This is a genomic window from Microbacterium sp. 1154 (assembly GCF_031455375.1).
Lineage (GTDB): Bacteria > Actinomycetota > Actinomycetes > Actinomycetales > Microbacteriaceae > Microbacterium.
Genome location: NZ_JAVDSN010000001.1, coordinates 1,892,272 through 1,918,550, shown reverse-complemented (window position 1 = coordinate 1,918,550; position 26,279 = coordinate 1,892,272). Strand labels below are relative to the sequence as shown.

General features: G+C 69.2%; 31 protein-coding genes. 13 read left to right on the top strand and 18 right to left on the bottom strand.

Features of this window, described 5'->3' with window-relative positions:
• Positions 1-107: 107 nt before the first annotated feature.
• Positions 108-839 carry a membrane protein insertase YidC gene (locus tag J2X55_RS08920; RefSeq protein ID WP_309822931.1) on the top strand — a complete coding sequence of 244 codons (732 nt, stop codon included), beginning with the start codon at positions 108-110 and terminating at the stop codon, positions 837-839.
• Here the strand turns inward: J2X55_RS08920 and J2X55_RS08915 are convergent.
• The 3 genes from J2X55_RS08915 to J2X55_RS08905 form a co-directional block, all read right to left on the bottom strand.
• Entirely contained in the window at positions 769-2,076 is a 1,308-nt protein-coding gene (locus J2X55_RS08915) for an MFS transporter (RefSeq protein ID WP_309822930.1), read from the bottom strand. The genes J2X55_RS08920 and J2X55_RS08915 overlap by 71 nt on opposite strands.
• Positions 2,077-2,209: 133 nt before the next feature.
• On the bottom strand, positions 2,210-2,425 hold the full coding sequence (locus J2X55_RS08910; protein WP_115920595.1) for an SCO4848 family membrane protein: 216 nt from the start codon (positions 2,423-2,425) through the stop codon (positions 2,210-2,212).
• A 53-nt stretch (positions 2,426-2,478) separates the two neighbouring features.
• Positions 2,479-2,820, bottom strand: a complete 342-nt coding sequence (locus J2X55_RS08905) for a TraR/DksA C4-type zinc finger protein (protein WP_115920593.1) — start codon at positions 2,818-2,820, stop codon at positions 2,479-2,481.
• A gap of 52 nt (positions 2,821-2,872) precedes the next feature.
• Between J2X55_RS08905 and J2X55_RS08900 the strand changes: the two genes are divergently transcribed.
• A complete protein-coding gene (locus J2X55_RS08900) occupies positions 2,873-3,235 on the top strand; it encodes a DUF2834 domain-containing protein (RefSeq protein WP_309822925.1) in 363 nt (120 codons plus the stop codon).
• 41 nt (positions 3,236-3,276) lie between these two features.
• On the opposite strand, the gene J2X55_RS08895 is transcribed toward J2X55_RS08900, so the two are convergent.
• Positions 3,277-4,137 (bottom strand): SDR family oxidoreductase, encoded by an 861-nt coding sequence (locus tag J2X55_RS08895; protein WP_309822923.1) that lies wholly within the window; start codon positions 4,135-4,137, stop codon positions 3,277-3,279.
• 93 nt (positions 4,138-4,230) lie between these two features.
• On the opposite strand from J2X55_RS08895, the gene J2X55_RS08890 reads away from it, so the two are divergent.
• From J2X55_RS08890 to J2X55_RS08880, 3 genes are all read left to right on the top strand, one after another.
• Positions 4,231-4,599: a helix-turn-helix domain-containing protein gene (locus J2X55_RS08890; protein WP_309822921.1), complete on the top strand. Its 369-nt coding sequence runs from the start codon at positions 4,231-4,233 to the stop codon at positions 4,597-4,599.
• Entirely contained in the window at positions 4,599-5,657 is a 1,059-nt protein-coding gene (locus tag J2X55_RS08885) for an FUSC family protein (RefSeq protein WP_309822920.1), read from the top strand. The genes J2X55_RS08890 and J2X55_RS08885 overlap by 1 nt, the downstream gene beginning before the upstream one ends.
• Before the next feature lie 83 nt (positions 5,658-5,740).
• A complete protein-coding gene (locus J2X55_RS08880; RefSeq protein WP_309822919.1) occupies positions 5,741-6,394 on the top strand; it encodes an LON peptidase substrate-binding domain-containing protein in 654 nt (217 codons plus the stop codon).
• 116 nt (positions 6,395-6,510) lie between these two features.
• Here J2X55_RS08880 and J2X55_RS08875 read toward each other — a convergent pair whose 3' ends face one another.
• The 4 genes from J2X55_RS08875 to J2X55_RS08860 form a co-directional block, all read right to left on the bottom strand.
• Positions 6,511-7,287, bottom strand: coding sequence for an isocitrate lyase/phosphoenolpyruvate mutase family protein (locus tag J2X55_RS08875; RefSeq protein WP_309822918.1), 777 nt, complete (start codon positions 7,285-7,287; stop codon positions 6,511-6,513).
• A complete protein-coding gene (locus tag J2X55_RS08870; protein WP_309822917.1) occupies positions 7,284-7,958 on the bottom strand; it encodes an SDR family oxidoreductase in 675 nt (224 codons plus the stop codon). The genes J2X55_RS08875 and J2X55_RS08870 overlap by 4 nt, the downstream gene beginning before the upstream one ends.
• A 1-nt stretch (position 7,959) precedes the next feature.
• Positions 7,960-8,343 (bottom strand): PPOX class F420-dependent oxidoreductase, encoded by a 384-nt coding sequence (locus J2X55_RS08865; protein WP_309822916.1) that lies wholly within the window; start codon positions 8,341-8,343, stop codon positions 7,960-7,962.
• Positions 8,344-8,434: 91 nt separating this feature from the next.
• Positions 8,435-8,833: a YchJ family metal-binding protein gene (locus tag J2X55_RS08860; RefSeq protein ID WP_309822915.1), complete on the bottom strand. Its 399-nt coding sequence runs from the start codon at positions 8,831-8,833 to the stop codon at positions 8,435-8,437.
• A gap of 48 nt (positions 8,834-8,881) precedes the next feature.
• Here J2X55_RS08860 and J2X55_RS08855 point away from each other — a divergent pair, with 48 nt between their 5' ends.
• Positions 8,882-9,793 (top strand): 5'-3' exonuclease, encoded by a 912-nt coding sequence (locus J2X55_RS08855; RefSeq protein WP_309822914.1) that lies wholly within the window; start codon positions 8,882-8,884, stop codon positions 9,791-9,793.
• Positions 9,794-9,797: 4 nt separating this feature from the next.
• Here the strand turns inward: J2X55_RS08855 and J2X55_RS08850 are convergent, their stop codons facing one another.
• The gene (locus J2X55_RS08850; protein WP_309822913.1) at positions 9,798-10,790 is read right to left on the bottom strand and encodes a PHP domain-containing protein; all 993 of its coding nucleotides are present in this window, start codon (positions 10,788-10,790) and stop codon (positions 9,798-9,800) included.
• 2 nt (positions 10,791-10,792) lie between these two features.
• Positions 10,793-11,854, bottom strand: a complete 1,062-nt coding sequence (gene trpD, locus J2X55_RS08845; protein ID WP_309822912.1) for an anthranilate phosphoribosyltransferase — start codon at positions 11,852-11,854, stop codon at positions 10,793-10,795.
• Positions 11,855-11,986: 132 nt separating this feature from the next.
• Here trpD and J2X55_RS08840 point away from each other — a divergent pair, with 132 nt between their 5' ends.
• The 6 genes from J2X55_RS08840 to J2X55_RS08815 all read left to right on the top strand — a co-directional run bounded on the left by J2X55_RS08840 (position 11,987) and on the right by J2X55_RS08815 (position 18,018).
• On the top strand, positions 11,987-12,658 hold the full coding sequence (locus J2X55_RS08840) for a heme-copper oxidase subunit III (protein WP_115920567.1): 672 nt from the start codon (positions 11,987-11,989) through the stop codon (positions 12,656-12,658).
• 16 nt (positions 12,659-12,674) lie between these two features.
• On the top strand, positions 12,675-13,487 hold the full coding sequence (locus J2X55_RS08835; RefSeq protein ID WP_115920565.1) for a c-type cytochrome: 813 nt from the start codon (positions 12,675-12,677) through the stop codon (positions 13,485-13,487).
• 39 nt (positions 13,488-13,526) lie between these two features.
• Positions 13,527-14,585, top strand: a complete 1,059-nt coding sequence (locus tag J2X55_RS08830; protein ID WP_115920563.1) for a ubiquinol-cytochrome c reductase iron-sulfur subunit — start codon at positions 13,527-13,529, stop codon at positions 14,583-14,585.
• On the top strand, positions 14,582-16,423 hold the full coding sequence (locus tag J2X55_RS08825; protein ID WP_115920561.1) for a cytochrome bc complex cytochrome b subunit: 1,842 nt from the start codon (positions 14,582-14,584) through the stop codon (positions 16,421-16,423). The genes J2X55_RS08830 and J2X55_RS08825 overlap by 4 nt, the downstream gene beginning before the upstream one ends.
• A 192-nt stretch (positions 16,424-16,615) precedes the next feature.
• Entirely contained in the window at positions 16,616-17,023 is a 408-nt protein-coding gene (locus J2X55_RS08820; protein WP_115920559.1) for a rhodanese-like domain-containing protein, read from the top strand.
• A 38-nt stretch (positions 17,024-17,061) separates the two neighbouring features.
• The gene (locus J2X55_RS08815; protein ID WP_309822911.1) at positions 17,062-18,018 is read left to right on the top strand and encodes an alpha/beta fold hydrolase; all 957 of its coding nucleotides are present in this window, start codon (positions 17,062-17,064) and stop codon (positions 18,016-18,018) included.
• A 45-nt stretch (positions 18,019-18,063) separates the two neighbouring features.
• Here J2X55_RS08815 and J2X55_RS08810 read toward each other — a convergent pair whose 3' ends face one another.
• The 6 genes from J2X55_RS08810 to J2X55_RS08785 form a co-directional block, all read right to left on the bottom strand.
• Positions 18,064-18,855, bottom strand: coding sequence for a protein phosphatase 2C domain-containing protein (locus tag J2X55_RS08810; protein ID WP_115920555.1), 792 nt, complete (start codon positions 18,853-18,855; stop codon positions 18,064-18,066).
• A 4-nt stretch (positions 18,856-18,859) separates the two neighbouring features.
• Entirely contained in the window at positions 18,860-19,276 is a 417-nt protein-coding gene (locus tag J2X55_RS08805) for a cytochrome c oxidase subunit 4 (RefSeq protein WP_115920553.1), read from the bottom strand.
• A 2-nt stretch (positions 19,277-19,278) separates the two neighbouring features.
• On the bottom strand, positions 19,279-21,042 hold the full coding sequence (gene ctaD, locus J2X55_RS08800) for a cytochrome c oxidase subunit I (RefSeq protein ID WP_115920729.1): 1,764 nt from the start codon (positions 21,040-21,042) through the stop codon (positions 19,279-19,281).
• A gap of 2 nt (positions 21,043-21,044) precedes the next feature.
• Positions 21,045-21,926 (bottom strand): cytochrome c oxidase subunit II, encoded by an 882-nt coding sequence (gene coxB, locus J2X55_RS08795; protein ID WP_115920551.1) that lies wholly within the window; start codon positions 21,924-21,926, stop codon positions 21,045-21,047.
• A 167-nt stretch (positions 21,927-22,093) separates the two neighbouring features.
• Complete coding sequence (gene erpA, locus J2X55_RS08790; protein ID WP_115920549.1) at positions 22,094-22,459, bottom strand: iron-sulfur cluster insertion protein ErpA; 366 nt, start codon at positions 22,457-22,459, stop codon at positions 22,094-22,096.
• 72 nt (positions 22,460-22,531) lie between these two features.
• The gene (locus J2X55_RS08785) at positions 22,532-23,926 is read right to left on the bottom strand and encodes a dipeptidase (RefSeq protein WP_309822910.1); all 1,395 of its coding nucleotides are present in this window, start codon (positions 23,924-23,926) and stop codon (positions 22,532-22,534) included.
• Between the two features lie 46 nt (positions 23,927-23,972).
• On the opposite strand from J2X55_RS08785, the gene J2X55_RS08780 reads away from it, so the two are divergent.
• Positions 23,973-24,545, top strand: a complete 573-nt coding sequence (locus J2X55_RS08780; protein WP_115920545.1) for a DUF3043 domain-containing protein — start codon at positions 23,973-23,975, stop codon at positions 24,543-24,545.
• Positions 24,546-24,749: 204 nt separating this feature from the next.
• Here the strand turns inward: J2X55_RS08780 and J2X55_RS08775 are convergent, their stop codons facing one another.
• A complete protein-coding gene (locus J2X55_RS08775) occupies positions 24,750-25,775 on the bottom strand; it encodes a quinone-dependent dihydroorotate dehydrogenase (protein WP_309822909.1) in 1,026 nt (341 codons plus the stop codon).
• 10 nt (positions 25,776-25,785) lie between these two features.
• Complete coding sequence (gene nrdR / locus J2X55_RS08770; RefSeq protein ID WP_115920541.1) at positions 25,786-26,277, bottom strand: transcriptional regulator NrdR; 492 nt, start codon at positions 26,275-26,277, stop codon at positions 25,786-25,788.
• Between the last annotated feature and the right edge of the window lie 2 nt (positions 26,278-26,279).

Here is a 26,279-nt window from a genome sequence, read left to right as displayed (position 1 = left end):
TCGCTTCGGCGACGGTCCGGCGCTGACTGCGACGCCGGTCGCCCGCGCGCCGTCGGTGCGCCCCGCGACCGATCAGCCCGTGATCACTCGCTCTGATGGGATGCCCCGTGGACCTCTTCGCCTTTCCGCCCCTCGCCCTCCTGCTCGACCTGACGACGCGCGCTCTGCTCGCCCTCACCTCGTTCCTCGAACCCCTCACCGGGGGTCTCGCCGCCGCTGTCGCCGTCGTCGTCGTGACGCTGGCGGTGCGGATTCTGCTCGTCCCGGTGGGAGTGTCGCAGGCGCGCGCCGAGCAGACGCGCGCCCGCCTCGCTCCGCGGCTTCGCACCCTGCAGAAGCGGTGGGCCACGAACCCCGAGCGCCTGCAGCGCGAGACGATGCAGCTGTACCGCGACGAAGGCGCCTCGCCCTTCGCCGGATGCCTGCCCGTCCTGGCGCAGGCGCCCGTAGTCGGTCTGCTCTACGCCGTGTTCCTGCACCCACGGGTCGGCGGACACGTCAACGCCCTGCTCGAGGACGACGTCTTCGGCGTTCCGCTCGGCCGGAGTCTCGTCGGTGCCCTGTCGACGGGGATGACGGATGCCACGACCCTCGCCGTCTTCGGGGTGCTCATCGCCGCGATCGCCGGCGTCGCCGAGCTGACGCGTCGACTGCTGCGCCCCGCGGTCGATCCCTCGGCTCCCGCGTGGACGACGGGGATGGTCGGCATCCTGCCGTTCCTGACGGCCGGGGTGGCGCTGTTCGTGCCGCTGGCGGCCGGGCTCTACCTCACCGTGACGACCGCGTGGACGCTGGGCCAGCGTCTGCTGCTGCGGCGCCGTTACCCGCTGCCGCGTTGAGACCGGTCGCGGGGAACGCCCGGTCCCACCGCGGTGCGGCCGCGGCGTTCACGGCCGCCATGGCCAGCACGAGCAGCGCCGCGCCCGCCGGGAAGAGCATCGCGGTGGCGACCGAGACGTTCTCGGCGACCGCCCCGGTCACGGCCGACGACAGGGCCTGCGCGAGGGTCAGGGCCGAGGCGAGGATCGTCATCGTCGAGGCCGTGCGGCCGCGTGGCGCCCGGTGCCCGGCGAGGCTGAAGAGCGTGACGAGCGCGGGGCCGACGCCCACGCCCATGAGACACAGCATCAGGGTGACGGTCGGGACGGACCCGCCGACGGTGTAGGCCCCCGCCGACGCCGTCAGCACGCTCGCGAACAGCATGAGCCGCCAGCGCAGCGAGAAGCGCTCGGGAACGAGGGCGACGGCGAGTGCCAGCACCGCGGAGCCCACGCCCATCACGCCGTACAGCAGCGCACCCGCCTCGGGTGCGCCCTGCGCCTCCATGAACGCCGTCAGCGAGGTGAGCGTGGACCCGAAGAACAGACCGACGCCGAACACCGCGGCCACGAGCACGAGCATGCGCGGGTGCAGCACCTCGCGCAGCGGCGCCATCGCGGTGCGCTCCGAGCGCTCCGGGACGGCGCGGCCGGTGGGGTGCAGGGCGAAGGCCGTCACGAAGACGAAGCCGAGGACCGCGGCCCCCACGATGGGCGCCCAGGGAGCGATCAACGCCGCCAGCACACCGACCACGAACGGCCCGATGACGAAGGCCGTCTCGTCTGCCGCCGACTCATAGGCCATGGCGCGCGAGAACATCCGGTCGCGCCGCTCGGGGTGCACACGCAGCCCGATCAACGCCATCACACGGCTGCGCGACATCGCCGCGGTCTGAGGACCGGTCAGGCCGATCGCCACGGCCGCTCCGAGCAGCAGGGCATCGGAGGTCGCGAACCCCACCACGAGGGGGAAGACCGCCAGCAGGATGCCGTTGGCCAGCCCCACCGGCACGAGGACGCGCCGCTGCCCGTACCGGTCGGCGAGGTCGCCGAGCACGGGTCCCGCCACGACGACGCCGAGACCCACGGCGGCGGAGGTCAACCCGCCGAGGGCGACCGAACCGCGCGACGAAACGACCAGGGCGAGGACACCGACGGTCATCATCGCGAACGGCAGTCGCGCCACGAAAGCGATGGGGAAGTACCAGAAGCCGGTGTGGTGGACGAGGGGCCGATGGTCGACGGCGGGCGCGGTCATGAAGCGGGTCTCCAGGGAGGGGCGATGGAACGTGCCGCCTTGCCGGACCGGCAGGTAGTTGCACAGCGTGCGGCGGGTGATCCCGCTCCCCCAGACTACCGCGGGCGCTTCGCCGGCGTCCGGGTGCGGCGGGTCAGCCGACGAGTGCGGCGATCGCCGCGATCACCGATGCGACCGCGAGGACGAGCGCCAGCCCGATCAGCACCGTGTGCACGATGAGGAAGGGTGTGGCCTTGCCCGCGGCGTTCTTGGCACGGGGGTCCTTCGCCACCCGCACGTAGAAGCGCGGCCAGACGACGACGTTGAAGACGGCGTTGGCGAACAGCAGCGCGATGAGGACGGGTTCCATGGGTCGAGCCTAAGCGTCCCCGCCCCGTGACTGTTTCGGACGCGGCCCGTGGATCACGCCGCGCACGCGATGCAGCGACGCGCGAAGGGGAGCACCTCGAGCCGGGCATCGGCGATCGGTCGCCCGCAGTGCTCGCACACGCCGAAGGCCCCGGATGCCACTCGCTCGCGCGCCGCTGCGATCTCCGCCTGCTCCGCCTCGGCGCCCCGGCGGAGGGCGTCGACCTGGGCCCACTCCCCTGACAGCGTCGACCCCTCGGGGTCGTGCTCGTCGTCTGCCGTCGCATCGGCGCGGTCGTGTCGCAGGCTCGCTTCGTCGTCGCGCAAGCGAGAGAGGCGGTGCTCCACCTCGCGCTCGCGGTCGTCGAGCATGCGCGTCGCCGTCGTGGCATCCATCCTTCGACGCTAGCCCCCGCCGCCGACATGTGGGCTGCGGCAGGATCGGCTCATGAGCGCATTCCGACGACACTGGACCCCCACCGCCGTGGCTTTCCTCGTGCTGGCCCTCGCCGGTCTCGCGGGCACCTGGACCTTCAACGCCTTCGCCATCGTGCAGATGCGCGACTTCATCGGCGACCTCGTCTCGAGCGGACCGGCGGTCTCGTCGATCACGGTCGATCTGCTCGTCGTGGCGGTCGCGGGGAGCATCTTCATCCTCGTCGAGGGGCGCCGACTCGGGATGCGGTTCGCGTGGCTGTACGTCGTGCTCTCCGGGGTGACCGCTTTCGCGTTCACCTTTCCGCTGTTCCTCGCGATGCGCCAGCGTCGCCTCACCGCCCTCACCGCCGAGGCTCCGGTACGCCTCTCGTGAGACGCACCGGAGCCCTCGAGACGGTGTCGCGGCGGCGGCGCTCAGCGCGTCGCGAGCCCCTGGCGCAGGCCCTCCACCAGCGGCGTGGTGGGACGGCCGATGATCCGGGACAGCGACCCGTCGGTCGTGCCCAGAGCGCCGCGGGCGATCGCGTCGTCGATACCGGCGACGAACGCCGCGGTGCCGGCATCCAGCCCTGCCGCCTTCAGCCCCTCGGTCAGCTGCTCGACCGAGACGCGCGTGTAGGTCACCGGACGGCCGAGCACCTCGGACGCGGCCTCGGCGAGCTCGTCGTAGGTCCACGCGACGTCGCCGCCGACCTCGACGGTCCGGCCGGCCAGGTCGTCGGTGGTCAGGGCGACGGCCGCCGCCTCCGCGTAATCGCGACGACTCGCGCTCGCCACGCGGGCGTCGCCGGTCGCCGCCACGATCTCGCCGGTGTCGGCGGCACGCGCGACGGCGTCGAGGTAGTTCTCGGTGTACCAGTTGTGGCGCAGGATCGTGGCGCTCAGTCCCGAGTCCGCGATGGCCTGCTCGGTGGCCTTGTGGTCGGCGCCGAGGGCGTAGTCGACCTCGTCGACGCGCGGGGCACTGGTGTAGACAAGGCGCTCGACGCCGGCGGCGCGGGCGACCTCGACGACGGCGCGGTGCTGCGCGACGCGGTCGGCGTCGGTGCCCGAGATGAGCAGCACGCGCGTCACCCCCTCGAGAGCGGGGGCGAAGGTTTCCGGGCGGGCGTAGTCGAGCTCGGCGACGTGGACGCCGCGCGCGGCCAGGTCGTCGACCTTGGCGGGGGTGCGCACGCCCGCCACAATGTCGGATGCCGGCACGCCGCGCTCGAGAAGAGCGTCGACGACGAGACGGCCGAGGTGGCCGGAGGCGGCGGTGACGAGGAGGGTCATGAGGGAGTCCTTTCGATCGGTTCGTCGGGATCAACGCCCCGCCGACGCGCACATTCCGGAATACCGGTACCCACTTTCTGGTTAGGTACTCACATGAACGTCAGTCTTGCGTCGATACGGGCCGATCGTCCCGGAGTGTTCGCCGACGGGTGCCCGACCCGCACGGTTCTGGATCACGTGATGGGCAAGTGGGGCATCCTCGTACTGATCGCGCTCTCGGAAGGCACCCAGCGATGGGGCGCTCTGCGGCGCAACATCGACGGGATCAGCGAGAAGATGCTGGCGAGCACATTGAAGACGCTCGAGGCCGACGGCCTCGTCCTGCGCACCGCGTACCCCGAGGTGCCGCCCCGCGTCGAGTACGCGCTCACCGGCCTCGGGAACGATCTGATGACGCACGTCATCCCCCTCATGGGCTGGGTCGCCGAGAACGCGACCGACATCGTGGGGCGACGCGAGTGATGGTGCGCGTGCCCTCCGCCCGCGCCGTGCGCGACAGCCTCACCTTCCGCGCTCCGCGGAGGGTACCCCTGCTCCAGGTCACGAAGTCGGCCATCGCGATCGTCGCCGCGTGGCTGCTCGCCGGCTGGCTCGTGCAGGGGCCTCCGCCGATCTTCGCCGCCATCGCCGCTCTGCTGGTGGTGCAGCCGAGCATCAACCAGTCCTTCACCCGCGCCGTCGAGCGCAGCGTCGGCGTGATCGTCGGCGTGCTGATCGCGGCCTTTCTCGGTCTCGTGTTCGGCTCGCACCCCTGGGTGGCGCTGCTGTCGGCCGGCGTGGCGCTCCTGGTGGCGTGGGCCGCACGCATCTCCCCGGGAGCGACCAACCAGATCGCCATCAGCGCCCTGCTCGTGCTCGCCCTGGGCACGGCGACGCCGAACTACGCCCTCGACCGCGTCCTCGAGACCCTCATCGGGGCGGCCATCGGCATCGTCGTGAACGCGGTGCTCGTTCCCCCCGTGCTCGTCCCCACCGCGCGGACGAAGGTCGACGTGCTCGGTCGTGAGCTCGCCGCGGCGCTCGAACGCCTCGCCGACGCTCTCGAGACGCCGCAGACGCCGGCCACGCTGGAGGGGCTCCTCCTCGAGGCTCGCCTCCTGCGTCCGGTTCGGGATGCCGCCGCCGACGCGATCCGCGACGGAGCCGACTCGCTCGCCCTGAACCCGCGCAGCGGCCGGCACCGCACCGACCTGGCCGCGATGGAGGAGCTCGTCGACCGCTTCAGTCCCGTCGTCACGCAGACCGTGGGCATGACGCGCGCGGTATACGACGGCTACGAACAGTCGATCGGCGACGAACCGGCCGTGCGGGCGATCGCCGAGCAGTTGCACCGAGCCGCGCACGACGTGCGGCTGGCGTTCGCGCTCGACGCGGGCCCCGAGCGCGTCGTCGAGGAGGAGCCGGCCCTCACGCGCCCGCTGCAGATCCGCACACCGTCGACCGCGCACTGGGTGCTCGTGGGCTCTCTGCTCATGGATCTGCATCGCGTGCACGAGACGCTGCGCGACGACCAGGAGTGAGGACGCATCTTCCGACCTGGGAACTCGCCCGCTGATCCCCGTCCCCCGACCCCGGGTCCGCCCGCCCCTGATTGACTGAGGACATGGGTACCGCGATGTTCCCCCTCGGGGCCGTCCTCTTCCCGCACACGCCCCTCGCGCTGCGGATCTTCGAGGAGCGCTATCTCGTCATGCTCGGGCGTCTGCTGGACGAGACGGACCCCGCCTTCGGGGTCGTCCTCATCGAACGCGGCAGCGAGACCGGCGGCGGCGACCAACGCTTCCCTCTCGGCACGATGGCGCAGCTCAGCCAGGTCGTGCCTCAGGCGGGGCAGATGCAGATCGTCGCGCGCGGAACGGAACGCTTCGAGATCGTCGAGTGGCTCGACGACGACCCCTACCCCCGGGCCGACGTCCGTGCGCTCCCCGACCTCGAGTGGAACGACGCCCTTCTCCCCCTGCTCGAAGAAGCCGAGAAGATCGTCCGTCGCGTTCTGGGCCGCGCCCAGATGTTCGGGGGAACGCGGTGGGATCCCGAGGTCGAGCTGGCGGAGGAGCCGCTCCCCCGCGCGTGGCAGGTCGCGGCGATCGCCCCGCTCGGCGAGCTCGATCAGATGGAGCTGCTGCGATCGGTGACCCTCGGCGGCCTTCTGCGCGCCACGATCGACCTGACACTTGCGGCGGAGCCGCTGCTGGGCGACCCGGTCCCCGACGGTGTGATCGTCGTCGAGGACGAGGGGCCGGGCGACGAGGGCTGAGCGGCGCCGCCGCTCACGCGGACCGGATGCCGGCGCGCGGCGTCCCCGCAGAGCCGACGCCCCACCGCGAGGAGGCCGGGACGCCACGCTGCATGCGCGACACCCCGGCTCTCTCGTCAGTTGAGTTCGCGCACCGACGACGGGATGACCCCGTTGCCGTAGAGGTCGATCGCGAGGTCCTGCAGCGCGGTCAGCGCGACGCGCTGCGTGAGCGGACCGTACGAGATCCTCGCCACGCCGAGCTTCTCGTACTCCGCGGCCGAGAGCGCCCCGGGGAAGCCGATGACGCTGAGTCGCTGTTCTCCCAGCCCCTCGACCAGCCGGCGGGTCGTGTCCGCGTCCAAGATACCGGGAACGAAGACCGAGGTCGCTCCGGCGTCGAGGAAGGCGCGGCCGCGCTTCACGGCATCCGCGATCTTGTCATCCAGCGGACGATCGCCGCCCTTGACGAAGACGTCGGTGCGGGCGTTCAGCACGAAGGGGACCCCCTCGGCCTCACCCGCGGCGATCACGGCCTCGACCGCGGCCACCGCCTCGTCGAACGGCTTGACCCGGTCCTCGACGTTCGCGCCGACGACCCCGACGCCGATCGCGCGACGCGTCGTCTCACCGGGGTTGCCGAAACCGGCGTCGAGGTCGGCCGTCACCGGCACGTCCACCGCCGCGACGATGCGCCCCACCATGTCGAGCATGACCTCGAGCGGGATGTTCTCGCCGTCCTCGTAGCCGAAGGTCGCGGCGATCGAGTGCCCGGCCGTGGCGAGGGCCCGGGTCTCGGGCAGAGCAGCGATCGCTCGGGCCGAGACGACGTCCCAGACGTTCACGACCCGGAGGATCTCGGGGGCGGTGTGCAGCTTGGCGAAGGACTCGGCCTTCTCACTCAGAGCGCTCATGCTCGTTCTCCTTCCGAACGACCGGCGTCGGCGACGACGGCCTCGGCGATCAGTGTCTCACCCGCGCCGAAGCGGATGAACCGGCCCACCGTGGCCGGCTGTACGAGTACGGCCGCGGCGACGGCGGCGACGTCGGCCCGAGAGACCTCGGCCTTCCCCTGCGGCGCGGTGGTGATGCGTCCCGTGGGCTCGTCCGTGGTCAGGGTGCCGGGGCCCAGGATCGTCCAGTCCAGGTCGCTGGCACGGAGGTGGTCGTCTGCCGCGAGTTTCGCGTCGGCGTAGGCGAAGAACGAGTCGTCGGGGTCGATGCCGTGATCGGGCGTCGATCCGATCCACGAGACCATGACGAAACGACGGACACCGGCCTTCGACGCCGCGTCGATCGCCCGTTGTGCGGCGTCGCGGTCGACCGCATAGGTCCGCTCGGCGCTGCCGCCGCCCGCTCCCGCCGACCACACCACGGCGTCGACTCCCGAGAAGGCCTCGGCCATCTCGTCGACGCCGGCCTTCTCGACGTCGAGCACGAGCGGCGAACCGCCCGCGTCCTCGATGTCGGACGACTGCTCCGCCGCGCGGATGACCGACGTCGCCTCGTCGCCGCGGTCGGCGAGCAGCCGGGCCAGGTGGAGGGCCACCTTGCCGTGCCCTCCGATGATCACGATGCGTTCCATGTCACTGTCCTCCTACTTTGTCGATCGACATCTTCAGGATCACCCGGTCGGCGCTGTCCGGCGGTGCCTCCTGCCGGGCGTTGCCGTAGCGCTGTCCGAGGCGCACGTAGAAGGCTCCCGTCGGGTCGGGCTCGGCCGCGATCAGGCGCCCGCGCACCTCGATGTAGCGGTACGGGCGCTCGGGGTCGAACACCATCAGGCTCATGGAGGGGTTCCGCTGCAGATTGCGGAACTTCTGGCGCGTCGTCGTGTGCGTGAAGAGCACGTGCTCGCCATCGAATTCGAACCACATGGGGTTGACCTGCACCGTACCGTCGGGGCGGACGGTACCGAGGCTGCCGTAGTTCGGGTTCTCGAGCAGGTCGCGCTGCGCGTCGGGGATCATGCGTGTCCTTTCGCCGGGGATCCGCGAACGACCCTACGCACCACCACCGACATGGCCCGCGGGCTTGACGGCCTCGCGAGCGATGACCGTGTCAGTCGACGTCGCCGTCGACGTAGACCCAGCGCCCCCCGCGTCGGGCGAACCTGCTCTGCTCGCGCAGCTCACCGCGTTCACGGCCGTGCCGCCACCCGGCGCGGAACGTCACGGTCGCACGGTCCTGCTCTTCGACGGCGTCCTCGACGACGAGCCCCGTCCATTCCGTGCCGTCGTCGACCCCGATCTCGTCGGGGCGGGTGCGCGGATGCCAGGAGCGGGCGAGGTGCGCCGCATGACCGACCGAGAACGCGGTGTAGCGCGAACGCATCAGCCGCTCGGCGCTCGGCGCGGACGCTCCGTCGAGGATCGGCCCGCAGCACACGCCGAACGCGGCGCGACCGCAGGGGCACACGGCATCCGGTGCCGGGCGACGGGAGGCGGAGCCGAAGGACATCCGGCCACTCTAGGTCAGCGGACCACGCCGCGTGCCAGGATCGGAGGCGTGACCGATCGCCTCATGCTCCTCGACACCGCCTCGCTGTACTTCCGCGCGTTCTACGGGGTGCCCGACAAGGTCAAGGCGGCCGACGGGTCTTCGGTGAATGCCGTGCGCGGGCTGCTCGACATGATCGCGAAGCTCGTGACGACCTATGAGCCCACGCGGCTCGTCGCGTGCTGGGACGACGACTGGCGCCCCGCCTGGCGCGTGGACCTGCTGCCGAGCTACAAGGCCCACCGCGTGGTCGAGGCCGTCGCCGCAGGGCCCGACGTCGAAGAGGTGCCCGACCCGCTCGAGGCGCAGATCCCCCTCATCCGCGAGGCGCTGGCCGTTCTCGGCATCCCCGTGTTGGGCGCCGCCGAGCACGAGGCCGACGATGTGATCGGAGTCCTCGCCACGCGCGCCGACGTCCCCGTCGACGTCGTCACCGGCGACCGCGACCTCTTCCAGCTGGTCGACGACGACCGCGGCGTCCGGATCGTCTACACGGCCCGAGGGATGAGCAACCTCGAGCTCGTCGACGACGCGGCGGTCTTCGCCAAGTACGGCGTCCACGCGCATCAGTACGCCGACTTCGCGGTGCTGCGCGGCGATCCCTCGGACGGGCTGCCCGGCGTCTCCGGCATCGGCGAGAAGTCGGCGGCGGCGCTGCTCACCGCGTGCGGCGACCTCGACGGCATCCGCTCGGGGGTTCTCGACGGCACCGCGGGAACACCCGCTCAGCGCGCGAAGATCGCGGCCGCGGCGGACTACCTCGAGGTCGCCCCGACCGTGGTGCGCGTGGCCCGCGAACTCGACCTCGCCCCCTTCGACGACCGCCTCGGCCCGGTGGACCGATCGGCCGCCCAGGCTCTCGCCGAGCGCTGGAACCTGGGATCGTCGATGACCCGGGCGCTGGCCGCTCTTCCCGCCTGAGCGCTCAGCGGCTCCGCTCGAGCCACTCGCGCAGGCGCTCCAGCGGCCAGGTCGTGACGATCCGGTCGACGGGCACTCCCGCGGCCTCGGCGCGCGCGGCGCCGTAGTCGAGCAGAGAGAGCTGTCCGGGAGCGTGCGCATCGGAGTCGATCGAGAAGTAGCACCCCGCCTCGATCGCGAGAGCGAGCAGATCGTCGGGAGGATCCTGCCGCTCGGGCCGTGAGTTGATCTCGACCGCCACGCCCGAGGCCGCGGCCGCGGCGAACACCTTCTGCGCGTCGAACTCCGAGGGAGGTCGCGTTCCCCGCGCCCCCTCCACGAGCCGGCCGGTGACGTGCCCGAGTACGTCGACCCGCGGATCGCTCGCCGCCGCCACGAGCCGCTTCGTCATCGGCCCGCGTTCCATGCGCAGTTTCGAATGAGCGGATGCCACGACCACATCCAGTGCGCGCAGAAGCTCGTCCTCCTGGTCGAGGGCGCCGTCGTCGAGGATGTCGACCTCGATGCCAGTGAGCAGGGTGAACCCGTCGCCGCGCTGACCGCGGACGACCTTCATCTGGGCGCGCAAACGCTCGGGCGAGAGGCCGTTCGCGACGGTGAGTCGGGGCGAGTGGTCGGTGAGGGCGAGGTACTCGTGACCGAGACCGCGGGCCGCGTCGACCATCGCCTCGATCGGCGTCAGTCCGTCGGACCACTCGCTGTGGCTGTGGAGGTCGCCTTTCAGCAGCGCCCGCAGCTCGGCACCGCCGGTGGGGGCCGACTCGGCGCGCAGCTTCGCCAGGCGTTCCGGCACCCCGCCCGCGAGCGCCTGCTGGATGACGGTGAAGGTGGACTCGCCGATGCCCGGTCGGCGACGCAGCGCCGGATCCCGCAGGTGCTCGTCGCTCAGGCCCTCGATCGCCGCGGCCGCCGTGCGGAACGCCTTCGACTTGTAGCGCGAGGAACGCTCCCGCTCGAGCAGGTAGGCGATCTCGGTCAGAGCGTCGAGCGGATCCACGCCTACTCCGACAGCGCTTTCGACGCCTCGACCCAGGCATGAAGCTTCGCGGATGCGCGACCGTCGTCGATCGCGGCCGCGGCGTCGGCCATGGCCTCGGCCAGCCGCTCGAGGATCGGGCGCTGCACCTGCGCGGCATCCTGGAAGAGGCGGAACGACACGAGACCCGCCGCGGCGTTCAGCAGCACGATGTCGCGCACGGCACCCTGGTCGCCCCCGAGCACCCGCCGCACCACGTCCGCGTTGTGATCGGGAGACCCGCCGAGCAGGTCGTCCATGTCCGCCAGAGGGATGCCGAGATCCCGCGGATCCAGATCGTGCTCGTGCACATCGCCACGGCTGATCTCCCACACCCTGCTGTGGCCGGTCGTTGTCAGCTCGTCGAGGCCGTCGTCGCCGCGGAACACCAGAGCGGTCGCCCCGCGCGTGCGGAAGACGCCCGTGATGAGCGGAACGCGATCGAGGTGCGAGACGCCCACCGCATTGGCCTCGGCGCGCGCCGGGTTGCAGAGCGGGCCGAGGAAGTTGAACACCGTCGGCACGCCGAGTTCCGAGCGCGTGGCGGCGGCATGGCGGAAGCCCGGGTGGAAGGCCGAGGCGAAGGCGAAGGTGATGCCGGTGCGGTCGAGGATCTCGGCGACCTTCTCGGGAGAGAGCGTCAATCCGATCCCGAGCGACGACAGCACGTCCGACGAGCCCGAGGAGGAGCTCGCAGCGCGGTTGCCGTGTTTGACGACGGGAACTCCGGATGCCGCGGCCACCACGGCCGCCATCGTCGAGATGTTCACCGTGCCGTAGCGGTCGCCGCCCGTGCCGACGATGTCGAGGACATCGGCGCGGACCGGGAGCGGCACGGCGGCTTCGAGGATCGCGTCGCGGAAGCCGACGATCTCCTCGACCGTCTCGCCCTTCGCCCGCAGCGCCATGAGGAAGCCGCCGAGCTGCGAGGGCGTCGCCTCGCCCGCCATGACCTTGCGCATGGCCCACGTGGACTCCGACACGCTGAGGTCGGTGCCGGCCAGCAACGACGAGAGGAGCTCGGGCCAGGTGAAACGTTCCGCCATGCCATGATCCTTCCACACGCGTGTCGCGCGTCGGCGCCCGGAACCCATCGGCGAAACAGCCTCCGTACCGGGGGTTATGTGCAGATTCTGAGGCTTCCCTAAGTCTCGACGATGGAATATCGCAGGGTCGGGATGGGAATATCGGGGTCCGGCATCGCGCATAATGGAACGGTGACGACCTCAGCGACGTATTCCCAGGCTGTGCGTGCCGTGAAGCGGCCCGACCCGGTCGCCGTGGGCACCATCGTGTGGCTCGGCAGCGAGGTCATGTTCTTCGCCGGCCTGTTCGCGATCTACTTCACCCTCCGCAGCACGTCGGCCTCCCTGTGGGCCGAAGAGACGCAGCTGCTGAACGTTCCCTTCGCGACCGTCAACACGATCATCCTCGTGCTGTCCTCGGTCACCTGCCAGATGGGCGTCTTCGCCGCGGAGCGGTACCAGCCGTACCGCACCGGCAAGGCCACCGGCTTCCTGAAGTGGGGAATGGTGGAGTGGTTCTACCTCACCTTCATCCTCGGCGCGGTGTTCGTGTCGGGCCAGGTGTGGGAGTACGCGACCCTGGTGGCCGAAGGCATGCCCATCAGCGCCAACCCCTACGCCTCGGCCTTCTACATCACCACCGGCTTCCACGCCCTGCACGTGACGGGTGGCCTCATCGCCTTCCTGCTCGTGATCGGTCGCGCATACGCCGTGAAGAACTTCGGTCGGAAAGAGATGACCACCTCGATCGTCGTGTCGTACTACTGGCACTTCGTCGACGTCGTCTGGATCGCCCTGTTCTTCGTCATCTACTTCCTCAAGTAAGAGAGCAGTACTCCACATGGCACGCGAGAAGAAGACTCGTCGGGCGTCCGGGCGTCGTAGCCCCCTGGCCGCCGCCGCGCTCATCGGCATCGGACTCCTCCTGACCGGAGGCGTCTACGCCGGCGCATCGGCCGCGATGGCCGCCACCTCCAGCACCCCCACGAGCGAGGCGAACTCGGCGTCGGCGGTCGAAGAAGGGCAGAAGCTCTTCCAGGCCAACTGCGCCACGTGCCACGGTCTCGACCTCCAGGGCAGCCAGCAGGGCCCGTCGCTCTTCGGCGTCGGCGAGCTCTCTGTGCACTTCCAGGTCTCGACCGGCCGCATGCCGCTGCAGGCCCAGGGTCCGCAGGCACCGGTCAAGCCGGTCCAGTTCACCGAGGAGCAGGTCAACGCCATCGCCGCGTACGTCCAGTCCTCGGCCCCCGGCCCGAGCTACCCCTCCGAAGACATCGTCGACGGCCAGGGTGATCTGTCGCACGGCGCCGAGCTCTTCCGCATCAACTGCGCCATGTGCCACAACGTGGCCGGCGCCGGTGGAGCGCTGACCGAGGGCAAGTACGCCCCCGACCTGCACACGGTTTCGCCGGTCAACATCTACGCGGCCATGGTCACCGGCCCGCAGAACATGCCGGTGTTCAACGACCTGAACCTGACCCCCGAAGACAAGCGCGACGTCATCTCGTACCTGATGTACCTGCAGAAGAACGACTCCCCCGGTGGCTACGCCCTGGGTTCACTCGGTCCGGTCTCTGAGGGTCTCTTCATCTGGATCTTCGGTATCGGGGCGCTCATCGCCCTGACCGTGTGGATCACGGCGAAGTCCAACTGACCGTCGTCTTCGACCTTACGTAAACGCACGAGGAGCACCATGGCACACGAGGACGACGCACTCGAGCACGAGAGGGCTTCCTGGAAGCCCACCTCGGGGCTCGCCGTCGCGGTTCCCGACGCCGTACAGAACCCCGGCCTTCCCGGCCACCGTCAGCGCATGACCGACCAGGATCCGCAGGCGATGAAGCGTGCGGTTCGCACGGTCTACACCCTGTTCTACTTCTCGGTCGCGGCGAGCATCTGGGCGAGCATCGCCTACATGATCTTCCCGATCGAGTCGGGCGCGCTGATCGACATCCGCTACAACAACCTCTTCATCGGACTCGGCATCGCCTTCGCGTTGCTGGCGATCGGCATCGGCACCATCCACTGGGGCAAGTCGGTCATGTCCGACAAGGAGTACATCGAAGACCGTCACGCCACCCGTGGTCGTGACGAGGTCCGCGAGGGTGCCGTCAACGTCTTCGCCGAGGCCGATAAGGACTCCGGCTTCGGTCGTCGCGAGATCATCCGCAACTCGATGTTCGCCGCCCTGGCCGCCTCGGTCATCCCCGGCATCACGCTCTTCCGCGGTCTGGCCCCCCAGGATCAGGACCCGGTCAAGCTCCTCAGCCACACGATGTGGAAAGAGGGCGCCCGCCTGACGCACGACCCCTCGGGTCGCCCGATCCGCGCCGCCGACGTCACCCTGGGCTCCGCCTTCCACGTCATCCCGGAAGAGCTGGCGGGACTCGGTCACGACGAGGGCTACCTCGAAGAGAAGGCCAAGGCGATCGTCCTGCTCATGCGCATGCAGCCCGAGCAGCTCAACCCCGAGACCAACAACCTGGACTGGTCGTACGACGGCATCGTCGCGTACTCGAAGGTCTGCACCCACGTCGGTTGCCCCGTCGCGCTCTACGAGCAGCAGACCCACCACCTCCTGTGCCCCTGCCACCAGTCGCAGTTCGACGTCGCCAACGGTGCGGCCGTCATCTTCGGCCCGGCCGCCCGTCCCCTGCCGCAGCTCCCCATCACCGTCGACGCCGAGGGCTACCTCGTCGCGCAGAGTGACTTCCACGAGCCCGTCGGCCCCAGCTTCTGGGAGCGCTCATGAGCATCGGTACCCATCCCACCGAGAACGTCACCACTGAACCCGCGGTGCACGCGGGTCCTCCCGCGACGAGTGGGCGCGACGGCAAGCCGCTCGGTGGCCGCTTCGTCGGTTCCGTCGCGAACTACATGGACGAGCGCACGAGCATGTCGGGCATCGTCAAGGAGCTCGGCCGCAAGGTCTTCCCCGACCACTGGTCGTTCATGCTCGGCGAGATCGCGCTGTGGAGCTTCGTCGTCGTGCTGCTCTCCGGTACGTTCCTGACGTTCTTCTTCCAGGCTTCGATGGTCGAGACGCACTACAACGGTGCGTACGAGCCGATGCGCGGCATCGCGATGTCGGCGGCCATGGAATCGGCTCTGCACATCTCCTTCGATCTGCGCGGCGGCCTGCTCGTCCGTCAGATCCACCACTGGGCCGCGCTGGTCTTCGTCGCCGGTATCGGCGTCCACATGCTGCGCGTGTTCTTCACGGGCGCGTTCCGCAAGCCCCGCGAGCTCAACTGGGTCGTCGGCTTCATCCTCTTCATCCTGGCGATGGCCGAGGGCTTCACCGGCTACTCGCTCCCCGACGACCTGCTCTCCGGTAACGGTCTGCGCATCATCGACGGCATGATCAAGGGCCTGCCGATCATCGGCACCTGGACCTCCTTCCTCCTCTTCGGGGGCGAGTTCCCGGGCACCGCGATCGTGGGGCGCCTGTACACGCTGCACATCCTGCTGCTGCCGGCCATCCTCGTGGCCCTCCTCGCCGTGCACCTCATGCTGATGATCATCAACAAGCACACGCAGTTCGCCGGGCCCGCCCGCACGAACAGCAACGTCGTGGGCTATCCGATGCTCCCCGTGTACGCCTCCAAGATGGGCGGCTTCTTCTTCATCACGTTCGGCGTCATCGTGCTGATCGCGGCTCTCGTGACGATCAACCCCATCTGGAACTACGGTCCGTACGACCCCTCGCCGGTGTCGGCGGGTACGCAGCCCGACTGGTACATCGGCTTCGCCGACGGCATGCTCCGCTTGATCCCGCCGCACCTCGAATTCGTGCTCTGGGACCACACCTTCTCGTGGAACATCATCATCCCGGTGGGCGTCCTGGGTCTGTTCATCGTCCTCGTGCTGGTGTACCCCTTCATCGAGGCCTGGGTGACCGGCGACAAGCGTGAGCACCACATCGCGCAGCGTCCGCGCAACGCCGCCACGCGCACCGCGATCGGCGCCGCCGGCGTGACCTTCTACGCCGTCATGTGGGCGGCTGCGTCGTCCGACATCATCGCGACGCACTTCCACCTCACCATGGAGGGCGTCATTCACGTCCTCCAGGCTCTGCTGATCGTCGGGCCGATCCTCGCGTACTTCATCGCGAAGCGCATGTGCATCGCGCTCCAGAAGAAGGACCGCGAGATCGCCCTGCACGGCTACGAGTCCGGTCGCATCGTCCGCCTGCCCGGCGGCGAGTACATCGAGGTCCACCAGCCCGTCGACGAGTACGAGCGCTGGAAGCTGATCGACAACGAGACCTACGAACCGCTCGTCGTGCGTCCCAACTCCAAGGGTGAGATCCCCTGGTACGAGAACGTCCGAGGATCCGTGTCGCGCTGGTTCTTCGAGGACCGTCTCGCTCCGCTCACGCAGGCCGAGATCGACGCCGCGGTCGCCCATCAGCACCACGAGCTCGACCACATCGACCACGAAGAGGCCGATGAGATCGCCGGCGCGAACGCTCGTGCCGACGAGGACGGCCGTCCGCGCAACGCGGTAGGCGAGCGTGCCGAGGTGGAGTTCCCGGCCCCCAAGGGGCTCGAAGAGCGCAACCGCCCCCAGGGTGACAAGAGCGAGTAATCGCCCGACGACGAGAACCCCGGTGCTTCGGCACCGGGGTTCTCGCGTTTCCGCGCCCCACGTCAACGCTCGCGGGGCGGAGGGGCCCACGGACGGGAGCCCGTCCCCGCGGGCAGGGTCTGGCAGAGAAGCACCGAGACCTGGCATCCACCCCGCTCCCCCGCGCGCAGGTCGGCCTCTAACGTGGGACACATGACGGACGCTCAGGACTACTTCTCCCGCCGGCTCGCCTTCGAGACCGACCCCAGCGACGTCTACGCGGCCCAGAAGAACGGGGACCGCTTCGTCCTCGTCGATGTCCGCGGCGACGAGGCGTGGACTCAGGGTCGCATCACGGGCGCCGTCCACATGCCCTACCGCCAGATCGACGCGCGCGCTGCGCGAGAGATCGAAGCCGGTATGCCGGTCGTGGTGTACTGCTGGAGCCCCGGGTGCAACGCCGGCCAGAAGGCGGCGCTCGCCTTCGCCCGTCTCGGGTACGACGTGCGCGAGATGATCGGCGGGTACGAGTACTGGGTGCGCGAGGGCCAGCCGTTCGAGAACGACGAGGGTCCGTGCGAGCGCATCTTCGACCCCACGGTGATGGTCGTACGTCCCTGACGGTCGATCGCCGCGCGGGATGCCGTTAGGCTGCCGGGATGCAGCACCCCGCGCTCGACCCGTTCGCCTCTGGATTCGTGGAGAGGCCCGACGGCGCCCGACTGTACTGGGAGACCTCGGGAAACCCACAGGGTCGACCGGCCCTGTATCTGCACGGCGGTCCCGGCGGCGGACTCGGCAAAGGCGGGTACCGCCGGCGCTTCGACCCCGACCTTCATCTCATCGTCGGGATCGACCAACGCGGTTGCGGGCGAAGCGAGCCCTGGGCCGCCGACGACCTCTCGACCCTGGAGCACCAGACCATGGACGCCCTCCTCGCCGATATCGAGGCCGTACGGGTGCATCTGGGTATCGAACGCTGGCTCCTGCACGGAGTGTCGTGGGGCTCCACCCTGGCGCTCGCCTACGCGCTCCAGCATCCGGACCGCGTCACGGAGATCGTCAACTTCGCCGTCACGACCGGAGGGCGCTGGGAGATCGATTGGATCACCGACGGTATCGGCCCGGTGTTCCCCGAAGCACACGAGCGCCTCCGCTCACTCCTCCTCCCGCAGGAGCGGACGATCGAGGGATACGCGCGGCTCCTGACCGACGCCGACCCGCACATGCGCCAGGTAGCGGCTGACCAATGGGACGAATGGGAGGCGACGCACATGTCCCTGGGGCCGCTGTCGACTCCCGGTCCGCTGCACGACGACGAACGGCACCGTCTGAACTTCGCCACCCTCGTCTCCCATTACTGGGCCCGAGACTGCTTCCTGCCCGGCGAGGCGGCCGTTCTCGCTCGTGCGACGCAGCTCGCCGGCATCCCCGGCGTTCTCATCCACGGACGGCGCGATATCAGCGGGCCGGCCCTCACCGCGTGGGAGCTCCATCGCGCCTGGCCGGGGTCGCGCCTCGAAATCGTCGAAGAAGACGGACACGGGGGGCCGCGCAGCGCACAGCTGTCGCAGGAGGCCATGGACGAATTCGCCCGCGCATCACGTCAGAGCTGACCCGGGAACCCCGATCCGACACCGCACGCGCTGAGGCCGAACGCCTCAGGCTGTCTCGACGTCCTCGGCGAACCACCGCGCGGCGGAGCCGAAGAACACGGGGTCGCTCCCTGCCGTCTCGTCGTCGTCGACGACGTCGCACACGACGACCGTGACGTTGTCGCGAGTTCCCGCCTCCAACGCCAGCGCGACAGCCGCCGCGGCGGCCGAGCGAGGATCTGCGGCCTCGGCGACGAGGCGCGCGACGTCCGACTCGGGAACGTAGTCTGTCAGGCCGTCGCTGCACAGGACCCAACGATCACCGGTCACCGGTGGGCGCTCGGCGACGGAGACGACATCGCCCTCCGCGCCGCCGAGCGAGGCCGTGATGATGTTTCGACGCGGATGCGCTTGAGCGGCTTCGGGAGGAATGATCCCGTGGTCGACCAGCGCTTGGACGTAGGAGTCGTCCCGCGTCTCGCGCGTGAACTCGCCGTCGCGGAGCAGGTAGGCCCGAGAATCCCCCGTATGAGCGAGGAGCAGCTCGCCGCCCACGCTCAGGAAGATGCCGGTGAACGTCGTCGCCATGCCCTGCAGGGCGGGGTCCCGCTCCACGTGGGCCCGGATGTCCCAGTTCGCCTCACGAATGCGGACGAGCAAGCCGTCGGCATCCATTCCGCTCCCGCGAGTGGCGACGAGACGATGCAAAAGAGCGGCGGAGGCGAGGTCCCCCGAAGGGCCTCCCCCAACGCCATCGGCCACCGCCGCACCCCAGGACGCCGCGAAAGCGGCGTCCTGGTTGGTGGGACGGTGGGAGCCGGCGTCGGAGACGGCGGCAGCGTTCAGCCGGATGGGCACAGGATCAGCGCGCGAAGTACCCGCGGTAGTACTCGTACACCCAGCCGACGATCGCGATGACGAAGACCGCGAAACCGACGGGGACGAGCCAGCTGCCGACGGCGAGGCCGATCACCGCGATCGCAGCGGACGCCGCGAGCACGATGGGCCACCACGACCACGGACTGAACTCGCCCATTTCGGGATCACCGTCGTCGATGTCAGCCGTCAACGAGTCCTCGGGGAGATCACCGGACTGCGCCTTGAGAACGCGTCCGATGTAGAACGCGATCATGGATGACATGAGCCCGAGGAACGCGAGGGCGACCGTGCCGACCCACTCGACGCCACCGTGCTGGAGGAGGCTCCACACCGTGTAGACGCCCGCGATGAGGAAGGCGAAGACCGCGAGCAGCCACCAGAGTCCGACGTTGGTACGCATTCTTACTTGACCTCTCCGGCCGCAGAGTCGACCACGGGCGCCTCAGGAGCGTCCTTCGCCGGTCCCACACCGACCGGGATCCCGGCCTCGGGGTGGTTCAGGTCGAAGGCGGGACGCTCGCTGCGGATACGCGGGATCGACGTGAAGTTGTGTCGCGGCGGCGGGCACGAGGTGGCCCACTCGAGCGATGCTCCGTAGCCCCACGGGTCGTCGACCGTGACACGCGGTGCCTTGCGCGCGGTGATCCAAACGTTCAGGAGGAACGGGATCATCGACGCGCCGAGGATCATCGAACCCACGGTGGAGAGTTGGTTCTCCCAGGTCCATCCGTCGGCGGCCGCGTAGTCGGCGTAGCGGCGGACCATGCCGTCGACACCCAACCAGTGCTGGATGAGGAAGGTCATGTGGAAGCCGACGAACAGCATCCAGAAGTGCACCATGCCGAGACGCTCGTTGAGCATCTTGCCGGTCCACTTGGGCCACCAGAAGTAGAAGCCGGCGAACATCGCGAACACCACGGTGCCGAAGACGACGTAGTGGAAGTGCGCCACGACGAAGTACGAGTCGGACAGGTGGAAGTCGAGCGGGGGCGACGCCAGGATGACGCCGGTCAGACCACCGAAGACGAACGACACGAGGAAGCCGAGAGCGAAGACCATGGGCGTCTCGAACGTGACCGAACCTCGCCAGAGCGTTCCGATCCAGTTGAAGATCTTCACGCCGGTCGGGACCGCGATGAGCATCGTCATGAGGGCGAAGAACGGAAGCAGCACACCGCCGGTGACGTACATGTGGTGCGCCCACACCGCGACCGAGAGCGCGGCGATCGCGATGGTCGCGTACACGAGGGTCTTGTACCCGAAGATCGGCTTACGGCTGAAGACCGGGAAGATCTCGGAAACGATGCCGAAGAACGGCAGCGCGATGATGTACACCTCGGGGTGACCGAAGAACCAGAAGAGGTGCTGCCAGAGGAGCACGCCACCGTTCTCGGGGCTATAGATGTGGGCACCGAGCACGCGGTCGGCAGCGGCGGCGAAGATCGCGGCGGCGAGGACGGGGAACGCGAGCAGGATCAGGATGCTCGTGATGAGCGTGTTCCACGAGAAGATCGGCATGCGCCACATGGTCATACCGGGAGCCCGCATGGTGAGCACGGTGGTGATGAAGTTCACCGCACCGAGGATCGTGCCGAAACCGCTGATGCCGAGACCGAGCATCCAGAGGTTTCCGCCGACGCCCGGCGAGAAGCTCGCATTGGCGAGCGGCTGGTAGGCGAACCACCCGAAGCCCGCCGCACCCTGCGGGGTGAGGAAGCCGGAGACGGCGATGGTCGAGCCGAAGAGGAACAGCCAGAAGGCGAACGCGTTCAGACGCGGGAACGCCACATCGGGCGCTCCGATCTGCAACGGCAGCAGCGCATTGGCGAAGCCGGCGAACAGCGGCGTCGCGAACATGAGCAGCATGATCGTGCCGTGCATGGTGAACAGCTGGTTGTACTGCTCTTTGGTCGGGATGATCTGCATGCCGGGCTCGAACAGCTCAGCACGGATGATCAGCGCCATGACGCCGCCGAGCATGAAGAACATGACGGAGGCGATCAGGTACATGTACCCGATGGTCTTGTGGTCGGTGGAGGTGATCCACTTGACGACCAGGTTGCCCTTCTGCTCGACACGCGTCGTGCTGAGCAGTGCGGCTTGACGCGGCGGGAGAGTCGTCGGGCGCGAAGGGCCCGTCCCCTGGAGCGGAAGCGTCGTGGCCATGATCACTCGTTCCCTTCGGTACCGGCCGTCGTCAGGTTCTGCAGACGCGACAGGTCGCTGATGTCACCCACGTCGCCGGCGCGGCGCAGCGAGTCGAGGTAGTCGTTGTACTCGTCTTCGCTGACGACCTTGACGTTGAAGAGCATGGCGGAGTGGTACTCACCGCAGAGCTCCGCGCACTTGCCCTCGTACGTGCCTTCACGGGTGGGCGTGAACGACCACTCGTTGTCGCGACCGATGTACATGTCTTTCTTGTAGAGGAAGTCGATGATCCAGAACGAGTGGATGACGTCGCGCGAGCGGAGGTCGATCTTCACGGTCTTGTTCACCGGCAGGTACAGCGTCGGGACGTCCTGCAGGTCGTAACCGTCGGACGTGGCCTTGGCCTGCACACCCATGGAGTACACGGCGTCGGAGTTGTCTTCCTTCGTGCCGTTGTACTGGAAGTCCCACGCCCACTGCTTGCCGTAGGCGGTGATCGAGACGTCGGGGTTCTCGTACTGCGTCTCGAGCGTGTTCTGGTCACGCGCCGTGAAAGCGAAGAAACCCACGACGAGGATCAGCGGCACGACCGTGTAGAAGATCTCGACCGGCATGTTGTAGCGCAGCTGCACCGGGAGACCGGACTGGCCCTTGCGACGGCGGTACGCGATGACCGACCACAGCATGAGGCCCCAGGTGACGACACCCACGGCGAGAAGCACGATCCACGAGTTGACCCACAGACCGGCGACCATGTCGGTGTGGTTCGTGGCGGGCGTGCCATCGTCGACGAAGCCGGGCAGGAAGCCGTGAAGCTGGGTCGTGGTGCAGCCGGAGAGGACCGCGACGGATGCGATCCCGAGGGGAAGCGCTGCCCAGCGAAGGCGACGTTTGGAGGGCACAATGCACCTTTCCGGGTCGTGGATGTTGCTCTGACAGTCTAGAGCAACCTCTCACCGTTCTCAGGCCATTCGTCCAGTGCCGAGACATCGAGAACCCCCGGTTTCCGCGGTGTGATCCGGGGTTCCGGGGGCTCTCGATTCGGCGCCGGAGAACGGCGTCGGGGGGGTCAGTGGAAGCTGTCTCCACAGGCGCAGGATCCCTGCGCGTTGGGGTTGTCGATCGTGAAGCCCTGCTCCGAGATCGTGTCCTTGAAGTCGATGTTGGCACCATCGAGGTACGGCACGCTCATGTCGTCGACGATGACCTCGACGCCGTCGAAGTCGACGACCTTGTCACCGTCGAGGTAACGCTCGTCGAAGTACAGCTGGTAGATCAGGCCGGAGCAGCCGCCGGGCTGAACGGCGACGCGCAGGCGCAGATCGTCGCGGCCCTCCTGCGTGAGCAGGCTCTTCACCTTGTCGGAGGCGGCCGCGGTCAGGCCGACGCCGTGCTCGCGGGTCTCGGCGGAGGACGACAGTGTGGTGTCGGTCATGGCGATGCCCTTCGGGTTGTTCGGTCGCGGGGACGAGACGAGTCTACGCCCGTCCCGCCCCCGCGGCCTCGATCACTGTGTGCGCGCGTTGAGGCGGGCGAGCAGCAGGGCTTCCGAGACCAGCGCGTTGCGGAAGGTCTCGAGGTGGAGGGACTCGTTCGGGCTGTGTGCGCGGGCGTGCGGGTCTTCGACACCCGTCACCAGGATCTGCGCCGCGGGGAACTCCCGGACGAGGTCGGAGATGAACGGGATCGACCCGCCGATGCCCACGTCGACCGAGTCGACGCCGTACCCGTCGGCGAACGACGCCCGCGCCTCCTCGACGGCCCAACCGCTCGTGTCGACGAGGAAGGAGTCCCCGCAGTCGACGTCCGTGAACTCCAGCTGCGCTCCGAACGGGGCGTGAGCGCGCAGATGAGCCTCGACGGCGGCGAAGGCCTCGCGGGCGTCCTGCCCGGGAGCCACGCGCGCGCTGATGACGACGCTCGTCTGCGGGGAGAGGGTGTTGGATGCCGCCTCGACCGGGGTGGCATCCCATCCGGTGATCGTGATGGACGGCTTGTTCCAGATGCGGCTGAGGATCGAGTCGCGCCCGATCGGGCTCACCCCCTCGAGGAGACCGGACTCCGCACGGAGCGTCGCCTCGTCGTAGGCGGGCGTCTCGGCGTCGCGCACGGCGAGGCCGTCGACGGCGACGGCCCCGTCGTCGCCCCACAGGGTCGCGAGCAGTTTGACCGTGGCGAGCATGGCATCCGGGACCGCTCCGCCCATCATGCCGGAATGGGAGGCGTGGTCGAGGGTGCGGACGGTCAGGGTGAAACGGGCGTTGCCGCGCAGCGAGACCGTCAGGCCGGGGGTCCGCTCGTCCCAGTTGCCGGAATCGGCCACGACGATGACGTCGGAACGCAGTACCTCGGCGTTGTCGGCGAGGAACTGTCCGAAGGAGCGCGAGCCGTACTCTTCCTCACCTTCGATGAAAACCGCGATACCGAGGTCGAGGTCGTCGCCGAGAACCTCGGAGACCGCGCGGATGGCTCCGACATGGGCCATGACGCCGGCCTTGTCATCGGCGGCTCCGCGACCGTACAGACGCCCGTCGCGGACGGTGGGCTCGAACGGCGGGGAGTCCCAGAGTTCCTCGTCGCCGGGAGGCTGCACGTCGTGGTGCGCGTAGAGGAGCACGGTGGGGCGACCGTTGCGGGCCGCGCGCGTGGCGAGCACGGCGGGCTGGCCGACCTCGTCGGTTCCGGGGATCGCGGCGCGCTTGATCTCGACGGAGTCGAAGACGCCGGTGCCCTGGAGGAGGGCGGCCACGGCGTCGGCGCTCTTCACGAGCGCGGACTGGTCGAAGGCCGGCCACGCGATCGAGGGGATGCGCACGAGGGAGCCGAGATCGGCGAGGGCGGAGGGGATGCCGGCGTCCGCTGCTTTTTGCACAGCGTCCTGCCGGGACAGGTCGAGGGTCATGCGGGTAATCTTAAATCTCCCGATCAGCGAAGCACCGAGGTTTCCCGTGGCCAAGTCCCCCGCACCCGCACCCAACGACACTCCCGTCGAGCCGACGGAGCTCGGTTCGGGCAAGGGGCGCGCGACCCCGTCTCGCGCCGAGCAGGAGGCCGCACGCAAGCGCCCGCTCGTGCCCGACACGAAAGAAGCCAAGGCACGCGCCCGCGCCGAGCTCGCCGCCCAGCGCGAGAAAGCCCGCATCGGCATGGCCGCCGGCGAAGAGAAGTACCTCCCCGCCCGTGACCGCGGCCCGCAGCGCCGATTCGCCCGCGACTTCGTCGACGCGGGGTGGCACCTGGGCGAGGGCGTCATGCCGTTCATGATCCTCGTCATCGTGGCGACGCTCATCCCCGTCTCGTTCTTCCAGTACTGGTCGTTCGTGGCGCTGTGGATCTTCATCCTCTTCGTCATCGGCGACATGATCATCACGTCTATCCGCATCAAGCGGGCCGCGAAAGAGAAGTTCGGCGAGGGCCGACTCGAGAAGGGTCTGGGCTGGTACGCCGCGATGCGCACCGTGCAGATGCGCTTCATGCGCCTGCCCAAGGCTCAGGTCAAGCGCGGACAGTATCCCGTCTGATCGTCTCGGATCCGACAGAACGGCGCGCCCTCGGGTGCGCCGTTTCTCTGTGTGGTCGAGTGTGCGGAACACGCCGAGCGGACGGCGCTTCTCGCACACTCGAACCGTCGAGCCGCGCTCAGGTCGGAGCGGCGGGCCGCCGCGTAGCCGTCGCTCAGCGGGGTGCGACGCACATCATCGCTCGGTGCGCACCGCCACAGATCGTCAGCGTGCGCGGGCGAGGCCGCGGTTGATCTGCCGGGCCCACAGCGGGCCGCGGTAGAGGAACCCGGTGTACCCCTGCACGAGCGTGGCGCCGGCGGCGAGACGTTCGCGCACGTCGTCGGCGGTCTCGACTCCCCCGGCTGAGATCACGACGAAATCCTCCGGTACGGCCGAGCGCACCAGACGGAGAACCTCGGCGGCGCGCGCCTTCAGCGGGGCGCCCGACAGACCGCCCGCACCCATCGCCTCGACCTCGGCCGCGTCGGTCGACAGATTCGAGCGGGCGATGGTCGTGTTCGTGGCGATGATTCCCGCGAGTCCTGCGCCGACGGCGAGGCGCGCGATGTCCTGCACCTCGGCGTCGTCCAGATCCGGAGCGATCTTCACGAGCAAGGGCGTGTCGCCCGCGGCATCCCGAACCTCGGTCAGGAGCGGACGCAGCGTCTCGACCGCTTGCAGACCCCGCAGACCGGGCGTGTTCGGCGACGAGACGTTGACGACCAGGTAGTCGGCGAGGGGGGCCAGCAGCCGCGCGCTGCGGACGTAGTCGGTCGTGGCGTCCTCGACAGCGACCACGCGACTCTTGCCTATGTTGACGCCGATGACCGGGCGCCGACGCGAGCGACGAAGGCGACGCAGTTTCGCGGCAGCCGCGGCGGCACCGTCATTGTTGAACCCCATGCGGTTGATCACCGCGCGGTCGGCGACGAGGCGGAACAGGCGGGGCTTGGGGTTGCCCGGCTGCGCGAGCGCCGTGACCGTGCCCACCTCGACGTGGCCGAAGCCGAGAGCCCCGAGGCCGCCGACCATCGTGACGTTCTTGTCGAAGCCCGCGGCGACGCCGAACGGCGAGTCGAACTCGAGGCCGAGCGCGTGCACCTTCTGCGCGGGCGAGGGCGCCGTGAAACGCCGGACCAGGGATGCCACCGGCTCCACGCCCGCGACACGGATCACGAGAGCGCCGAGATGGTGCGCGAACTCGGGGTCGAGGCGGGTCAGGACCGTGCGGAAGAGAAGGGGATACATCCCCGCCAGATTACTGGACCGTGTCGTCCTCGCCGATCCGTCCGGCCGGGCGGTCGGCATGATCGGCACGCAGCTGCGCGATCGCCGCGTCGAAGTCGTCGAGGGAATCGAACGCCTGGTACACGCTCGCGAAGCGGAGGTAGGCGACCTCGTCGAGTTCGCGGAGGGGTCCGAGGATCGACAGGCCGATCTCGTTCGCCTCGATCTGCGACGACCCGGTCTGGCGGATGTTCTCTTCCACCTGCTGGGCGAGCACCGCGAGGTCGGCATCGGTCACCGGCCGACCCTGGCACGCCTTGCGGACACCCGACATGACCTTCTCGCGGCTGAACGGTTCCACGACACCGGAACGCTTGATGACGTTCAGGCTCGCGGTCTCGACCGTCGAGAAGCGGCCCCCGCATTTCGGGCACTGACGACGCCGGCGGATGCTGAGGCCGTCGTCGCTCGTGCGCGAGTCGATGACGCGGGAGTCCGGATTGCGGCAAAAGGGGCAGTGCATGA

Bases quoted from the DNA above. Each gene is read 5' to 3' on its own strand.
- ctaD (WP_115920729.1), bottom strand. From the start codon at position 21,042: ATGGCCACGACGCTTCCGCTCCAGGGGACGGGCCCTTCGCGCCCGACG.
- J2X55_RS08840 (WP_115920567.1), top strand. From the start codon at position 11,987: ATGGGAATATCGGGGTCCGGCATCGCGCATAATGGAACGGTGACGACC.
- J2X55_RS08805 (WP_115920553.1), bottom strand. From the start codon at position 19,276: ATGCGTACCAACGTCGGACTCTGGTGGCTGCTCGCGGTCTTCGCCTTC.
- J2X55_RS08900 (WP_309822925.1), top strand. From the start codon at position 2,873: ATGAGCGCATTCCGACGACACTGGACCCCCACCGCCGTGGCTTTCCTC.
- J2X55_RS08825 (WP_115920561.1), top strand. From the start codon at position 14,582: ATGAGCATCGGTACCCATCCCACCGAGAACGTCACCACTGAACCCGCG.
- erpA (WP_115920549.1), bottom strand. From the start codon at position 22,459: ATGACCGACACCACACTGTCGTCCTCCGCCGAGACCCGCGAGCACGGC.
- J2X55_RS08860 (WP_309822915.1), bottom strand. From the start codon at position 8,833: ATGTCCTTCGGCTCCGCCTCCCGTCGCCCGGCACCGGATGCCGTGTGC.
- J2X55_RS08785 (WP_309822910.1), bottom strand. From the start codon at position 23,926: ATGACCCTCGACCTGTCCCGGCAGGACGCTGTGCAAAAAGCAGCGGAC.
- J2X55_RS08885 (WP_309822920.1), top strand. From the start codon at position 4,599: ATGGTGCGCGTGCCCTCCGCCCGCGCCGTGCGCGACAGCCTCACCTTC.
- J2X55_RS08820 (WP_115920559.1), top strand. From the start codon at position 16,616: ATGACGGACGCTCAGGACTACTTCTCCCGCCGGCTCGCCTTCGAGACC.
- J2X55_RS08830 (WP_115920563.1), top strand. From the start codon at position 13,527: ATGGCACACGAGGACGACGCACTCGAGCACGAGAGGGCTTCCTGGAAG.
- J2X55_RS08835 (WP_115920565.1), top strand. From the start codon at position 12,675: ATGGCACGCGAGAAGAAGACTCGTCGGGCGTCCGGGCGTCGTAGCCCC.
- trpD (WP_309822912.1), bottom strand. From the start codon at position 11,854: ATGGCGGAACGTTTCACCTGGCCCGAGCTCCTCTCGTCGTTGCTGGCC.
- J2X55_RS08875 (WP_309822918.1), bottom strand. From the start codon at position 7,287: ATGAGCGCTCTGAGTGAGAAGGCCGAGTCCTTCGCCAAGCTGCACACC.
- J2X55_RS08775 (WP_309822909.1), bottom strand. From the start codon at position 25,775: ATGTATCCCCTTCTCTTCCGCACGGTCCTGACCCGCCTCGACCCCGAG.
- J2X55_RS08915 (WP_309822930.1), bottom strand. From the start codon at position 2,076: ATGACCGCGCCCGCCGTCGACCATCGGCCCCTCGTCCACCACACCGGC.
- J2X55_RS08905 (WP_115920593.1), bottom strand. From the start codon at position 2,820: ATGGATGCCACGACGGCGACGCGCATGCTCGACGACCGCGAGCGCGAG.
- J2X55_RS08865 (WP_309822916.1), bottom strand. From the start codon at position 8,343: ATGATCCCCGACGCGCAGCGCGACCTGCTCGAGAACCCGAACTACGGC.
- J2X55_RS08895 (WP_309822923.1), bottom strand. From the start codon at position 4,137: ATGACCCTCCTCGTCACCGCCGCCTCCGGCCACCTCGGCCGTCTCGTC.
- nrdR (WP_115920541.1), bottom strand. From the start codon at position 26,277: ATGCACTGCCCCTTTTGCCGCAATCCGGACTCCCGCGTCATCGACTCG.
- J2X55_RS08815 (WP_309822911.1), top strand. From the start codon at position 17,062: ATGCAGCACCCCGCGCTCGACCCGTTCGCCTCTGGATTCGTGGAGAGG.
- J2X55_RS08880 (WP_309822919.1), top strand. From the start codon at position 5,741: ATGGGTACCGCGATGTTCCCCCTCGGGGCCGTCCTCTTCCCGCACACG.
- J2X55_RS08910 (WP_115920595.1), bottom strand. From the start codon at position 2,425: ATGGAACCCGTCCTCATCGCGCTGCTGTTCGCCAACGCCGTCTTCAAC.
- J2X55_RS08870 (WP_309822917.1), bottom strand. From the start codon at position 7,958: ATGGAACGCATCGTGATCATCGGAGGGCACGGCAAGGTGGCCCTCCAC.
- J2X55_RS08890 (WP_309822921.1), top strand. From the start codon at position 4,231: ATGAACGTCAGTCTTGCGTCGATACGGGCCGATCGTCCCGGAGTGTTC.